Origin of the sequence: Pseudomonas cerasi (assembly GCF_027983475.1) — a bacterium.
Classification (GTDB): domain Bacteria; phylum Pseudomonadota; class Gammaproteobacteria; order Pseudomonadales; family Pseudomonadaceae; genus Aquipseudomonas; species Aquipseudomonas cerasi.
This window is the reverse complement of record NZ_JAQJVM010000001.1, coordinates 509,899-521,973: the sequence shown is the minus strand read 5'-3', so window position 1 is coordinate 521,973 and position 12,075 is coordinate 509,899. Positions and strand designations below refer to the sequence as shown.

The window sequence follows — 12,075 nt, the reverse complement described above, 5'->3', positions numbered from 1 at the left end:
GAACACGTTCCATGAATAACGCCATGCAACTGCTTCAGCCTTACCCGTTCGAGAAGCTGCGCGCTTTGCTGGCCGGCGTAACGCCCAATCCGGAAAAGCGTCCGGTAGCGCTGTCGATTGGCGAACCGAAGCACCGCTCCCCCGATTTCGTTGCCAAGGCGCTGGCCGACAACCTTGATCAGATGGCGGTTTACCCGACCACGCTGGGTATTCCGGCACTGCGCGAAGCCATTGCCGGCTGGTGCAGCCGTCGGTTCGACGTGCCACAGGACTGGATCGATCCGGCGCGCAATGTACTACCGGTCAATGGCACGCGCGAAGCGCTGTTCGCCTTCACCCAGACCGTGGTCAATCGCAGTGATGACGGCCTGGTGATCAGCCCGAATCCGTTTTACCAGATCTATGAAGGCGCCGCTTTTCTGGCCGGAGCCCAGCCGCACTACCTGCCATGCCTGAGCGAGAACGGTTTCAATCCCGATTTCGATGCCGTCAGCCCGGATATCTGGAAGCGTTGCCAGATCCTCTTTCTGTGCTCGCCAGGCAACCCGACCGGTGCACTGATCCCGGTTGAAACCCTGAAAAAGCTCATTGCCCTGGCTGACGAACATGACTTTGTCATTGCTGCGGACGAGTGCTACAGCGAGCTGTACTTCGACGAACAAACCCCGCCGCCGGGCCTGCTCAGCGCCTGCGTCGAGCTGGGCCGCAAGGATTTCAAACGCTGCGTGGTCTTCCACAGCCTGTCCAAGCGCTCCAATCTGCCGGGCCTGCGCTCCGGTTTTGTGGCGGGTGACGCGGAGATCCTCAAGGCCTTCCTGCTGTATCGGACCTACCACGGCTGCGCCATGCCGGTTCAGACTCAACTGGCCAGCATCGCGGCCTGGAATGATGAGGAGCACGTACGCGCCAACCGTGATCTGTACCGCGAGAAGTTCGCTGCGGTGCTCGACATCCTGAGCCCGGTGCTCGACGTTCAGCGCCCGGACGGCGGCTTTTACCTGTGGCCGAATGTTGGTACCGATGACGCTGCATTTTGCCGCGATCTGTTCGTCGATCAGCACGTCACCGCAGTACCGGGCTCGTACCTTTCCCGCGAAGTGGACGGCGTCAACCCTGGCGCAGGCCGGGTGCGTCTGGCACTCGTGGCACCGTTGGCGGAATGCATCGAAGCGGCCGAACGTATCCGCGCCTTCCTGAGCAAGTAAAAGCCAAACCCAAAAAAATCACCCCGCCGCATGCAATGTGCGGCGGGGTAATTAGTTACCACCTCCCGCCCGCTGCGTGAACGTACTCTCAACCTTCATTTTTCATGCTTCCGGACACGGAGCGAATCACCATGAAGGCCAATCCCATGCCCGCATCCACTGCTCCCAAAGGCGTAAAACTGCCCGCATCCTGCTGCATGCGCAGCGCTGGAAATCACCAGGCTTCGTATGAAGCAGCGATTCACGAAAATCCCGCCAACGCGGCTATCAACCCTGCGTACAACTCGGAAACCGACGACACCGGCCAGCCAAGGCAGCAGGCGCGCCTGCTGGTTTCGTTCAGCAAATACTGGGCTCGCGGGCGAACCCTGAAAGTTCTTTTCCTTAAGAATCCTCCAGCCACCCTCACAGCCCCCATCGTGGAAGCGGCAAGCAAATGGCTGCCGCACATAAACCTGAAATTCGAGTTCGTGACGGACGGAGCGAGCGATATCCGAATTGGCTTCAATGAACATCTGAACTGGAGCGCCATAGGCACCGATACCCTGCTGGCCGAGCCTGATGAATCGACCATGGAGTTCAACGTCAAAGAACTGTACGCGGCGGACCTGAAACCAATGCCGGACCTGACGCGTATCGTTCTGCATGAATTCGGACACGCATTGGGCGCGGTTCACGAGCATCAACATCCGCAGGCAAACATCCCCTGGAACGAACCACTGGTGCGCTCACTGCTTTCGCAAACCGGGTTGAGTGACGAAGAGATCAATATCAATTTCTTCGACAGGTACGAGGCCGCCGATTTCCACCATTCGGCTTACGATCGTGATTCGGTCATGCATTTCGATATCCCCAACGGCCTGACCCTCGGCGATTTCGAGATCATCAATGTGGGCAAGACGCTCAGCAGCAATGATATCGCCGTGATGAGCGCCATCTACGCGGACCGGAGCAACTCGAAATTCGAAACGCCCTGACAGGACAGCGTTCGAACAGGTGCTGATCCTGCTGCAATCAACAGTGCGCCATACGTTTCGCACGTGTGGCGTGACCGCCTGAGAAAAGTGCTGACTATTCTCGGGTTCGCAGCTTTTCAGCTACCCAGCCGACCGCCCAACTGACAGGATCATGAGACTGCATGGGCAGCAACGGCTTTCCTTCACGAGCAGCCAGCCGGCCCTGGGCTTCGGCTTCACCGTGAATCCAGAGGGTACTTTGCTTGAATCCCTCGGCACGTTGACGCTCCCTGTAATAACGCTGCCGGACAAGCGCTTCCTGACGCTTCTTCTCTTGCTCAGACATAACGCACCCAAACTTCAAATGACGGGTAATAATTGCCCGCAGCAGCCAGCGACTCAAGCGTGAGCGGGTGAAGTTTTCTTAATGATGGTTAGCCTTATTATCTAGTTTCCGTTCAGTCTCCGTACTGGCGCTGTCACAACACTGAACGGAATGACGTGGCATAATAGCCGGCTAAATTGCGAGGAGAGGACGTGGGGAGTATCGAGCAAGATCAGCCACCCCACCTTAAACAATGACTTACACTCTGTTTGGCATCAAAGCCTGCGACACGATGAAAAAGGCCCGTACCTGGCTCGACGAGCATTCGGCGAGCTACGAATTTCACGACTACAAGACCCAGGGCATCGACCGCGAGCACCTCGAGCAGTGGTGCAATGAACACGGATGGCAGGTTGTGCTGAACCGCGCAGGCACGACCTTTCGCAAGCTCGAAGACGGACAAAAGGCCGATCTCGACCAGGCGAAAGCCATAGAACTGATGCTCGCGCAGCCGTCCATGATTAAGCGTCCAGTGCTTGATCTGGGCAATAAAACCCTGATCGGCTTCAAGCCTGACCTGTATGCAGCGGCTTTACAGTAAGCCAGAGCGCTACTGAAAGCCCCTTGATAAAGCCACGAGGTATTTACATGTCCACCACCCTGTTCAGCCTGGCCTTCGGCGTCGGCACCCAAAATCGTCAAGGCGCATGGCTTGAAGTATTTTATGCTCAGCCTCTGATCAATCCTTCTGCGGAACTGGTCGCGGCCATCGCACCGGTTCTGGGTTACACCGGCGGCAACCAGGCAATCACCTTCAATGTCGATCTGGCCTACAAGCTGGCCGAAGCGGTCAAATCCGTGGACACGACTCAAGCCGCACTGCTGACTCGCCTGGCCGAAAGCCAGAAGCCGCTGGTCGCGACCCTGCTGGCTGAAGACGCCACACTGACGTCGACTCCCGAGGCGTACCTCAAGCTGCATCTGCTGTCGCACCGCCTGGTCAAGCCGCACGGTCTGAACCTGGCAGGCATCTTCCCTCTGCTGCCAAACGTGGCCTGGACCAGCCAGGGCGCGGTCGACCTGGTCGAACTGGCCGAGCGTCAACTCGAAGCACGCCTCAAGGGCGAGCTGCTGGAAGTATTCTCGGTCGACAAATTCCCGAAAATGACCGATTACGTTGTGCCGAGCGGCGTTCGTATCGCTGACAGCGCTCGCGTGCGTCTGGGCGCCTATATCGGCGAAGGCACGACCGTCATGCACGAAGGCTTCGTCAACTTCAATGGCGGCACCGAAGGCCCGGGCATGATCGAAGGCCGCGTTTCCGCCGGCGTATTCGTCGGCAAGGGTTCGGATCTGGGCGGCGGCTGCTCGACCATGGGTACGCTGTCCGGTGGCGGCAACATCGTCATCAAGGTCGGTGAAGGCTGCCTGATTGGCGCCAACGCCGGCATCGGCATCCCGTTGGGTGATCGCAACACCGTGGAGTCGGGTCTGTATGTGACCGCAGGTACCAAGGTCGCGCTGCTCGACGAAAACAATGAGCTGGTCAAGATCGTCAAGGCCCGTGAGCTGGCAGGTCAGACAGACCTGCTGTTCCGTCGCAACTCTCAGACCGGCGCAGTGGAATGCAAAACCCACAAGTCGGCCATCGAGCTGAACGAAGCACTGCACGCTCATAACTGATGCTGTGTGCGGGTTCGAGGCCGATGGCGTTGAACCCGCCTCCACACGCTGGACGAACAATGCCCCTCTTCTCTCCCTGGCGCAGCGACTTCCCCGCACTCGCCGCTCTGCAACGGCAAGGCCAGACCTATCTGGACAATGCCGCCACGACGCAGAAGCCTCAGGCGCTGATCGACGCCCTGACTCATTACTACACCAACGGTGCCGCCAACGTGCATCGTGCCCAGCATCTGCCCGGCGCGCACGCCACCCAGGCGTTCGAGGCCAGCCGTGGCAAGGTCGCCCACTGGCTGAATGCCGGTGAACACGGCCAGATCATCTTCACCCACGGCGCAACGTCTGCGCTGAACCTGCTGGCCTACGGGCTGGAACATGAATTCGCTGCGGGCGACGAAATCGCCATCAGCGCGCTGGAACATCACGCCAATCTGCTGCCATGGCAGCAACTGGCTCAGCGACGCGGCCTGAAACTGGTAATTCTGCCGCTGGACATTGATGGCGTGATCGACTGCGATGCGGCAGCCAACCTGATCGGACCGCGCACACGCCTGCTCGCAGTCACCCAGCTCTCAAACGTGCTCGGCACCTGGCAACCCTTGGCCCGCCTCATCGCACTGGCCAAGACCCAAGGCGCACTCACCGTCGTGGACGGCTCACAAGGCGTGGTGCACGGACGCCACGATGTGCAGGCGCTGGGTTGCGATTTTTATGTGTTTTCCAGCCACAAACTGTACGGCCCGGAAGGACTCGGCGTGCTTTACGGACGCAACGAGGCGCTGCCCAGCCTCGCGCATTGGCAGTTCGGCGGCGAGATGGTGCTGACGGCCGATTATCAGCACGCGAAATTTCGTCCGGCACCCCTGGGTTTCGAAGCCGGCACCCCGCCCATCGCCAGCGTGATCGGTCTGGGCGCTACGCTGGGTTATCTGGACAGTCTCGACCATCAGGCGGTTGCAGAACATGAAGCCAGACTGCACCGTCGCCTGCTCGAGGGCCTGCAGCAGCGGGACGGCATTCAGGTCCTGGGCTCGCCGGATCTGGCACTGGTCAGCTTCGTCGTCGACGGTATTCACAATGCCGATGTGGCCCACCTGCTGACCGAACAGGGCATAGCCGTACGCGCCGGTCATCACTGCGCGATGCCGCTGTTCAAGACCCTTGGCCTGCCCGGCGCAATTCGGGTGTCACTGGCGCTGTACAACGATTCGGACGATCTGCTGCAGTTCTTCAGCGCACTGGATCAGGCACTGGAGCTGCTTCGATGAGCCTGCCCGCATTGGCGCAAACTGCGCTCGACAGTTTTTCCCGGCAACAAGGCTGGGAACAGCGCGCGCGCCTGCTGATGCAATGGGGCGATCAACTGGCGCCGTTGAGTGACGAAGAAAGGACCGACGACAATCTGGTGCACGGTTGTGAAAGCAAGGTCTGGCTGACCGGCGAAGTCAGCGACGACGCCTGGCTGTTTCGAGCTGCGAGCGACGCTCGACTGATTCGCGGTCTGGTAGCGCTGCTGCTGGCGCGTGTCAACGGCCTGTCGGAACGAGAACTGGCAGCCGTGGATTTACCTGACTGGTTCAATCGATTGGGACTCGCCCGCCAACTCTCACCCTCGCGCAGCAACGGCCTGAATGCCGTACTGCAGAAGATGCGCCATCTGACTCAAGCCTGATCGGGCGTTGCAGCCGCTGGCTTGACCCGCTCCGAAGGCCGTCGCGTGCCCGCCACCAACTTGTCCACTGCACGGGTGGCGGCAACCATGCCAAAGGTCGCGGTCACCATCATCACGGCACCGAAACCACCGGCGCAATCGAGCTTTACGCCCTCGCCGACAAATTTCTTTTCCAGACAAATGCTGCCATCCGGCTTGGGGTAGCGCAGTTGCTCGCTGGAAAACACGCAAGGCACGCTGTAGTGACGGTTCGGCGTACGTGAAAAACCATAATCCCGACGCAGGGTCGAGCGCACCTTGGAGGCCAGCGGGTCATTGAAGGTGCGGTTGAGGTCGGCGATCTGAATCAGGGTCGGATCGATCTGCCCACCCGCCCCGCCGGTGGTGACCATCTGAATCTTGCGTCGTTTGCACCAGGAAATCAGCGCAGCCTTGGCATTGACGCTGTCGATACAGTCGATCACGAAGTCCATGTCAGGGGTAATGCACTCGGCCATGGTGTCGCGGGTCACGAAATCAGCCACGGCGTGGACAATGCAATCTGGGTTGATCGCGCGGATACGCTCAGCCATCACCTCGACTTTCGGCTGGCCGACCGTACCGCTCAGCGCATGCAACTGGCGGTTGCTGTTACTGACACAGACATCGTCCATGTCGAACAGCGAAATCTCGCCCACGCCACTGCGCGCCATCGCTTCCGCCGCCCAGGAGCCCACACCGCCGATACCCACCACCGCCACATGAGCCGCGCGCAGGCGTGCCAACCCCTCGATGCCATATAGACGGGCGATACCCGCGAACCGTGGATCTTCTGCGCTCATGATCAATACCTCAAAAACCGGCGCGCATTATAGGGGTTTGTCGACGGCAAGACACCTGACTTGTTCCCGGCAGGCGAGGTCGTTGTCCGTTGACGAGCTGCCCCAGAGACTCAAGGGAAGTAAAAAATAATGATCTCAGAACGCGATCAACGCTGACTGCTTAAACGCCATACCGTTTTTGGAAAAGCCCGAGGAAAAGAGTCTAAGCATTGCAAACGGCAATGAACGAGGACGACTAAGGTTAATCAACGCGAAGGGAACTCGCGGCACCGGCGCAACAAGCATGGAGCACATTGCAGACATGGATGAATATTCAAACAAGGCAGGCACGTGGCTGAAAAACCTGTTCAAAACCAGGTTCAACTATCCGCCCAACTGGCCTGCAATGATCTCTGGCGTGGCCTACGCCCCTTTTCGACCGGGCCAAAGCCCCTACAAACAGATTTTTCCGACGCGTGATCAGATAAGAGAAGACCTGCTGCTACTTCGAAGCATTACACGGAATATAAGAACTTACTCGGTGGGAGGGACATTGATGCATATCCCCGAACTCGCCGAAGCACTTGGCATGAATGTCACGCTTGGCGTGTGGATAACAGAGGATGAAACGCACAATATCGAGGAAATAAATGCAGGGATCGAACTCGCCAACCGTTACTCCAGCGTGCAACGCCTGGTCTTGGGAAATGAAGTCCTGTTTCGTGATGATGTTCCCATCGACCTGCTTATTCTCTATCTGCAGACCGCACGACGCGCCGTCAATGTGCCTGTTTCGACCTCCGAGATATGGACACAATGGTACGAGACGCCGGAACTCGTCAGGCATGTCGACTTCATTGCCGCCCATATTTTGCCTTTCTGGGAAAGCGTTTCAGCGCTGGACGCGACCGCGATCACTCTGGCTCACGCGAACGAACTGAGAACGAGATTCCCCGACACCCCCCTCATACTTTCCGAGATTGGCTGGCCGAGCAAGGCCATCGCCAAGAGGCGGATGACGACCTCTGACGCAGAGCACTCGATATACCTGCGCAACCAGATTCCATTACTGGATCAGCACGGCCATGACTATTTCGTGATAGAAGCCTTCGATCAGCACTGGAAGACTGAAGAAGGTCTGCCCGGGCCTAATTGGGGTTTGTTCGATGCAAAGCGCAGATTAAAACTGCACATCAACGGCCCGGTAAAAATGCCGGTCAACATGCTCTCGGAAATACTCAGGCTTATCACCCGCCTTAAACCGGAGTCGTGGCCTACAGGCGCCTTGATAATCGTGCTGGCTTATTGCGTATTGTCAGGGTTCGGCATGCACTACTCACAGCCACTGCCCGCCTGGCTCGCGCTGCCTGTCGCCTTTATCTGGGCTGCCAGCGTGCTGACTTACGTGGGTATCGAAACGCACGAATTCCTCGAAGCCTGCTGGGGACCGGAAACCCCACGGTCTTTCCGCCCCGTCCATCGTCCTGTTGGTCCCGCCCCGAAAGTTTCCCTGCATGTTCCGTGCTGCAACGAACCTCCGGATATGGTGAAACGGACCCTCGACTCGCTGCAAAAGCTGGACTACCCGGACTTCGAGGTGCTGGTCATCGACAACAATACTCAGGACCCGGCCATCTGGAAGCCTATCGAGCGATACTGTCAGCAGCTCGGCCCTCGGTTCCAGTTTTTTCATGTCAGTCCACTTCCCGGATTCAAAGCGGGTGCACTTAACTATCTCCTGAGACATACCGCTGAAGACGCAGAAGTAGTGGCAGTCATCGACGCTGATTACTGCGTCCATCGACAGTGGCTCAAACATATGGTGCCCCACTTCACGGACCCGAAGGTTGCAGTCATTCAATCGCCGCAGGATTATCGCGACGGTCACGAAAGCCTGTTCAAGTATTGCTGTCAGGCCGAGTACCAAGGTTTTTTTAACATCGGCATGGTGATCCGTAACGATCACGATGCAATTATCCAGCACGGCACCATGACACTGATCCGCCGATCAGCACTGGACCGACTGGGCTGGGCGGAATGGTGTATATGCGAAGACGCCGAACTTGGCCTGCGTATGCTGGAAAGTGGTTTCTCCACGGGTTACGCCGCTATCAGCTATGGCAAAGGGCTGACTCCCGATACGTTCATGGACTTCAAGAAACAACGATATCGCTGGGCATATGGAGCTATGCAGATCGTCAAGCGGCACGCCGGAAGCCTGATTGCAGGAAACTGCGAGTCCCTGAGCGCGATGCAACGCTACCATTTCATCGCGGGGTGGATGCCGTGGGTGGCAGAAGGAATGAACTATCTGTTAACGCTGGCTGCGTTGGCCTGGTCGATGGCAATGATCCTTAAGCCCGAGACTTTCGGGCCGCTGCCATGGATATTTTCCACGTCGTTGATACTGATGTTTGCCCTGCGCTCGTTAAAGATGATTGTGCTCTACCGGCAGTTGGTCAGCACACATACCAAAGAGGCACTGGCGGCGATACTGGCCGGCATGGCGCTTTATCCGACCTTGGGCAAGGCAGTGCTGGCGGGGCTTTTCACCTCGGCAATGCCTTTCTACAGAACGCCCAAACATACCTCTGCAAACCGGATCGGACAAAACCTGCTCGATGTAAGGGAAGAACTGTCTACCTTGGCGATCTCCTGGATCGCGATTGTGCTTTTGCTCACAGGCAGGGCATCCATCGATACGAATTCCGGTTTCTGGATAACCATGCTGTTCGCACAATCACTCCCTTATCTGGCAGCCATTACCATGGCAATCCTGTCCGCTCGCGCAACTCGCCCCGCCCCATCCACAACCTGACCTATTCACAGCGCACGATAAACGACGGCCTCAGGTCGTCGTTTTGCTTTAAGATATCTGCCTTTTCGCGCCCAAAGTCTTGCTACCGGAGTTCTGTACATGACGGCCCCAGCCGACCTCTCGCCCACCCTCCAACTCGCCTGCGATCTGATCCGCCGTCCTTCAGTGACGCCGGTCGATGCCGATTGCCAGACCGTGATGATGCAGCGCCTGGGCGATGCCGGCTTCAAGCTGGAGCCAATGCGTATCGAAGACGTCGACAACTTCTGGGCCACCCACGGCACCACCGACGGCCCGGTGCTGTGTTTCGCCGGTCATACCGACGTGGTGCCGACCGGTCCGGTACAGAACTGGCAGAACGATCCGTTCGATGCGTTGATCGACGAGCACGGCATGCTCTGCGGGCGCGGCGCGGCAGACATGAAAGGCAGTCTGGCGGCCATGCTGGTGGCGGCCGAGCGCTTTGTCGCCGATCATCCTGATCATAAGGGCTCGGTGGCATTTCTGATCACCAGCGACGAAGAAGGCCCGGCGCATCACGGCACCAAGGCTGTCGTAGAGCGCCTCGCGGCCCGTAACGAGCGTCTGGACTGGTGCATCGTCGGTGAGCCTTCGAGCACCACACTGGTCGGCGATGTGGTCAAGAACGGTCGACGCGGCTCGCTGGGGGCCACGCTGACGGTGCGCGGCAAGCAAGGCCATGTGGCTTACCCGCATCTGGCGAAGAACCCGATTCATCTGGCCGCGCCGGCCCTGGCCGAACTGGCCGCCGAGCACTGGGACCATGGCAACGATTTCTTCCCGCCGACCAGCTTCCAGATCTCCAACCTGAACGCTGGCACCGGCGCCACCAACGTCATCCCGGGCGATCTGGTGGCGGTCTTCAACTTCCGCTTTTCCACCGAATCTACCGTCGAAGGCTTGCAGCAGCGCGTTGCCGACATCCTCGACAAGCATGAACTGGACTGGCACGTGGACTGGGCATTGTCCGGCCTGCCATTCCTGACCGAGCCGGGCGCGTTGCTGGACGCCGTGTCCTCAAGCATCAAAAGCGTCACGGGCCGTGACACCAAAGCCTCGACCAGCGGCGGAACCTCCGATGGTCGCTTCATTGCCACACTCGGTACCCAAGTGGTCGAGCTGGGGCCGGTCAACGCGACGATCCACCAGGTCAACGAACGTATTCTGGCCAGCGATCTGGATGTGCTGACCGAGATCTACTACCAGACCCTGGTCAAGTTGCTCGCCTGATGCTGACCTGCCCGATCTGCTCAGCGCCGCTCAGCACTGCCGACAACGGCGTTGTGTGCCCGGCCAATCATCGCTTCGACCGCGCCCGTCAGGGTTATCTGAACCTGTTGCCGGTGCAGCACAAGAACAGCCGCGACCCTGGCGACAATCAGGCCATGGTCGAGGCGCGACGCGACTTTCTCAACGCCGGGCACTACGCTCCGGTAGCCCGGCGTCTGGCTGAACTGGCCGCCGAGCGATCCCCCGCGCATTGGTTGGACATCGGCTGTGGCGAAGGGTATTACACCGCGCAGATTGCCGAAGCCTTGCCTCATGCCGATGGCTATGCGCTGGACATCTCCCGTGAAGCGGTCAAGCGCGCCTGCCGTCGTGACCCGACGCTGACCTGGATGGTCGCCAGCATGGCGCGTGTGCCACTTCCGGATGCCAGTTGCCAGTTTCTGGCCAGCGTGTTCAGCCCCCTGGACTGGCAGGAAGCCAAACGCCTGCTGACCCCAGGCGGCGGACTGATGCGGGTCGGCCCGACCAATGAGCATCTGATGGAGCTGCGTCAGCGGCTCTATGATGAAGTGCGCGATTATGCCGATGACAAGCACCTGTCGCTGGTGCCGCAAGGCATGCAGCTGCAACACAGCGAAACCCTGCGCTACACGCTGAAGCTGATCGACGGCCAGTCCCGCGCCGATCTGCTGGCCATGACACCGCACGGCTGGCGCGCCAGCGCCGAACGTCGGGCAGCGGTCATCGAGCAACCAGGACCTTTCAAGGTCACCGTTTCCATGCGCTACGATTATTTCGTGCTGCAATAAGCATTCAACAGAGGCCCCCATGCGCCAACCCGATATCGAGATTTACCTGAAAGACGAAGACGTCGATCACAAGGCCATCGCCCAATGGCTCGGCGACGCGCTGGGCTCCTGCAGCGAATGGAAGCAGAAAGGCCAGACCTGGAAATGCACAGCGGGCACTGTGGCCGTCACCTGGCTGCCCAAAGCGGTCGGCAAATGGAACAGCCTGCATCTGGACAGCGACCAGACCCCGTGGGAAGACGACATCGCCTGCGCCCGCGCTGCATTCAAGGCCTTGAACGTTGAAGTACGTTGCGCCCCGGGCACCTGGGTTGAAGAAGAAAGCGACGAGACTGCCGATCGCTGGATACGCGTGAGTGCCGACGGCGAAGAAGAGATAACCTGGAGAACCTCGTAGGATTTTTCGCTGCGACGTTGCCGATGCGTGCCGTCGTGAGGTGAACCCGGCTCGGTACGCGGTCATTCAGACTTGATCCGTTCAGCCGGCATACGGCGCTTTTGCCGATCGCTGCGGCATACGTCACACTGGCGCCCATCCAGGGCAATCGCCCGCCCCTCA

Annotated in this window: 12 protein-coding genes; 10 read left to right on the top strand and 2 right to left on the bottom strand. The window is 59.1% G+C overall.

What is annotated here, in order from left to right; translation table 11 throughout:
* Window positions 1-11 precede the first annotated feature (11 nt).
* Window positions 12-1,205: a succinyldiaminopimelate transaminase gene (gene dapC, locus PI739_RS02370; protein WP_003433390.1), complete on the top strand. Its 1,194-nt coding sequence runs from the start codon at window positions 12-14 to the stop codon at window positions 1,203-1,205.
* 131 nt (window positions 1,206-1,336) lie between these two features.
* Window positions 1,337-2,182: a matrixin family metalloprotease gene (locus PI739_RS02365; RefSeq protein WP_054080753.1), complete on the top strand. Its 846-nt coding sequence runs from the start codon at window positions 1,337-1,339 to the stop codon at window positions 2,180-2,182.
* A 94-nt stretch (window positions 2,183-2,276) separates the two neighbouring features.
* Here the strand turns inward: PI739_RS02365 and PI739_RS02360 are convergent, their stop codons facing one another.
* Window positions 2,277-2,507, bottom strand: coding sequence for a hypothetical protein (locus tag PI739_RS02360; RefSeq protein ID WP_003314288.1), 231 nt, complete (start codon window positions 2,505-2,507; stop codon window positions 2,277-2,279).
* 232 nt (window positions 2,508-2,739) lie between these two features.
* Here PI739_RS02360 and PI739_RS02355 point away from each other — a divergent pair, with 232 nt between their 5' ends.
* From PI739_RS02355 to PI739_RS02340, 4 genes are read left to right on the top strand one after another with little or no spacing between them, the layout of a single operon-like run.
* Entirely contained in the window at window positions 2,740-3,087 is a 348-nt protein-coding gene (locus PI739_RS02355) for an ArsC family reductase (RefSeq protein ID WP_003364871.1), read from the top strand.
* A 47-nt stretch (window positions 3,088-3,134) separates the two neighbouring features.
* On the top strand, window positions 3,135-4,169 hold the full coding sequence (gene dapD, locus PI739_RS02350; RefSeq protein ID WP_003364873.1) for a 2,3,4,5-tetrahydropyridine-2,6-dicarboxylate N-succinyltransferase: 1,035 nt from the start codon (window positions 3,135-3,137) through the stop codon (window positions 4,167-4,169).
* A gap of 59 nt (window positions 4,170-4,228) precedes the next feature.
* Window positions 4,229-5,434 (top strand): aminotransferase class V-fold PLP-dependent enzyme, encoded by a 1,206-nt coding sequence (locus PI739_RS02345; protein WP_003364876.1) that lies wholly within the window; start codon window positions 4,229-4,231, stop codon window positions 5,432-5,434.
* On the top strand, window positions 5,431-5,838 hold the full coding sequence (locus PI739_RS02340) for a SufE family protein (RefSeq protein ID WP_003364878.1): 408 nt from the start codon (window positions 5,431-5,433) through the stop codon (window positions 5,836-5,838). Before PI739_RS02345 ends, PI739_RS02340 begins: the two co-directional genes overlap by 4 nt.
* Here PI739_RS02340 and tcdA read toward each other — a convergent pair.
* Window positions 5,829-6,659 (bottom strand): tRNA cyclic N6-threonylcarbamoyladenosine(37) synthase TcdA, encoded by an 831-nt coding sequence (tcdA, locus tag PI739_RS02335; protein ID WP_044309251.1) that lies wholly within the window; start codon window positions 6,657-6,659, stop codon window positions 5,829-5,831. The two genes, PI739_RS02340 and tcdA, sit on opposite strands and share 10 nt — an antisense overlap.
* 301 nt (window positions 6,660-6,960) lie before the next feature.
* Between tcdA and PI739_RS02330 the strand changes: the two genes are divergently transcribed.
* The 4 genes from PI739_RS02330 (at window position 6,961) to PI739_RS02315 (ending at window position 11,913) form a co-directional block, all read left to right on the top strand.
* Entirely contained in the window at window positions 6,961-9,456 is a 2,496-nt protein-coding gene (locus PI739_RS02330; RefSeq protein ID WP_080377295.1) for a glycosyltransferase family 2 protein, read from the top strand.
* A 99-nt stretch (window positions 9,457-9,555) separates the two neighbouring features.
* The gene (gene dapE, locus PI739_RS02325) at window positions 9,556-10,707 is read left to right on the top strand and encodes a succinyl-diaminopimelate desuccinylase (protein WP_044309249.1); all 1,152 of its coding nucleotides are present in this window, start codon (window positions 9,556-9,558) and stop codon (window positions 10,705-10,707) included.
* On the top strand, window positions 10,707-11,516 hold the full coding sequence (locus PI739_RS02320) for a putative RNA methyltransferase (RefSeq protein ID WP_003433405.1): 810 nt from the start codon (window positions 10,707-10,709) through the stop codon (window positions 11,514-11,516). The genes dapE and PI739_RS02320 overlap by 1 nt, the downstream gene beginning before the upstream one ends.
* Before the next feature lie 19 nt (window positions 11,517-11,535).
* On the top strand, window positions 11,536-11,913 hold the full coding sequence (locus PI739_RS02315; RefSeq protein ID WP_003433406.1) for a hypothetical protein: 378 nt from the start codon (window positions 11,536-11,538) through the stop codon (window positions 11,911-11,913).
* Window positions 11,914-12,075 lie beyond the last annotated feature (162 nt).

Bases quoted from the DNA above. Each gene is read 5' to 3' on its own strand.
- tcdA (WP_044309251.1), bottom strand. From the start codon at position 6,659: ATGAGCGCAGAAGATCCACGGTTCGCGGGTATCGCCCGTCTATATGGC.
- PI739_RS02360 (WP_003314288.1), bottom strand. From the start codon at position 2,507: ATGTCTGAGCAAGAGAAGAAGCGTCAGGAAGCGCTTGTCCGGCAGCGT.
- dapC (WP_003433390.1), top strand. From the start codon at position 12: ATGAATAACGCCATGCAACTGCTTCAGCCTTACCCGTTCGAGAAGCTG.
- PI739_RS02365 (WP_054080753.1), top strand. From the start codon at position 1,337: ATGAAGGCCAATCCCATGCCCGCATCCACTGCTCCCAAAGGCGTAAAA.
- dapE (WP_044309249.1), top strand. From the start codon at position 9,556: ATGACGGCCCCAGCCGACCTCTCGCCCACCCTCCAACTCGCCTGCGAT.
- PI739_RS02345 (WP_003364876.1), top strand. From the start codon at position 4,229: ATGCCCCTCTTCTCTCCCTGGCGCAGCGACTTCCCCGCACTCGCCGCT.
- PI739_RS02315 (WP_003433406.1), top strand. From the start codon at position 11,536: ATGCGCCAACCCGATATCGAGATTTACCTGAAAGACGAAGACGTCGAT.
- PI739_RS02355 (WP_003364871.1), top strand. From the start codon at position 2,740: ATGACTTACACTCTGTTTGGCATCAAAGCCTGCGACACGATGAAAAAG.
- dapD (WP_003364873.1), top strand. From the start codon at position 3,135: ATGTCCACCACCCTGTTCAGCCTGGCCTTCGGCGTCGGCACCCAAAAT.
- PI739_RS02320 (WP_003433405.1), top strand. From the start codon at position 10,707: ATGCTGACCTGCCCGATCTGCTCAGCGCCGCTCAGCACTGCCGACAAC.
- PI739_RS02330 (WP_080377295.1), top strand. From the start codon at position 6,961: ATGGATGAATATTCAAACAAGGCAGGCACGTGGCTGAAAAACCTGTTC.
- PI739_RS02340 (WP_003364878.1), top strand. From the start codon at position 5,431: ATGAGCCTGCCCGCATTGGCGCAAACTGCGCTCGACAGTTTTTCCCGG.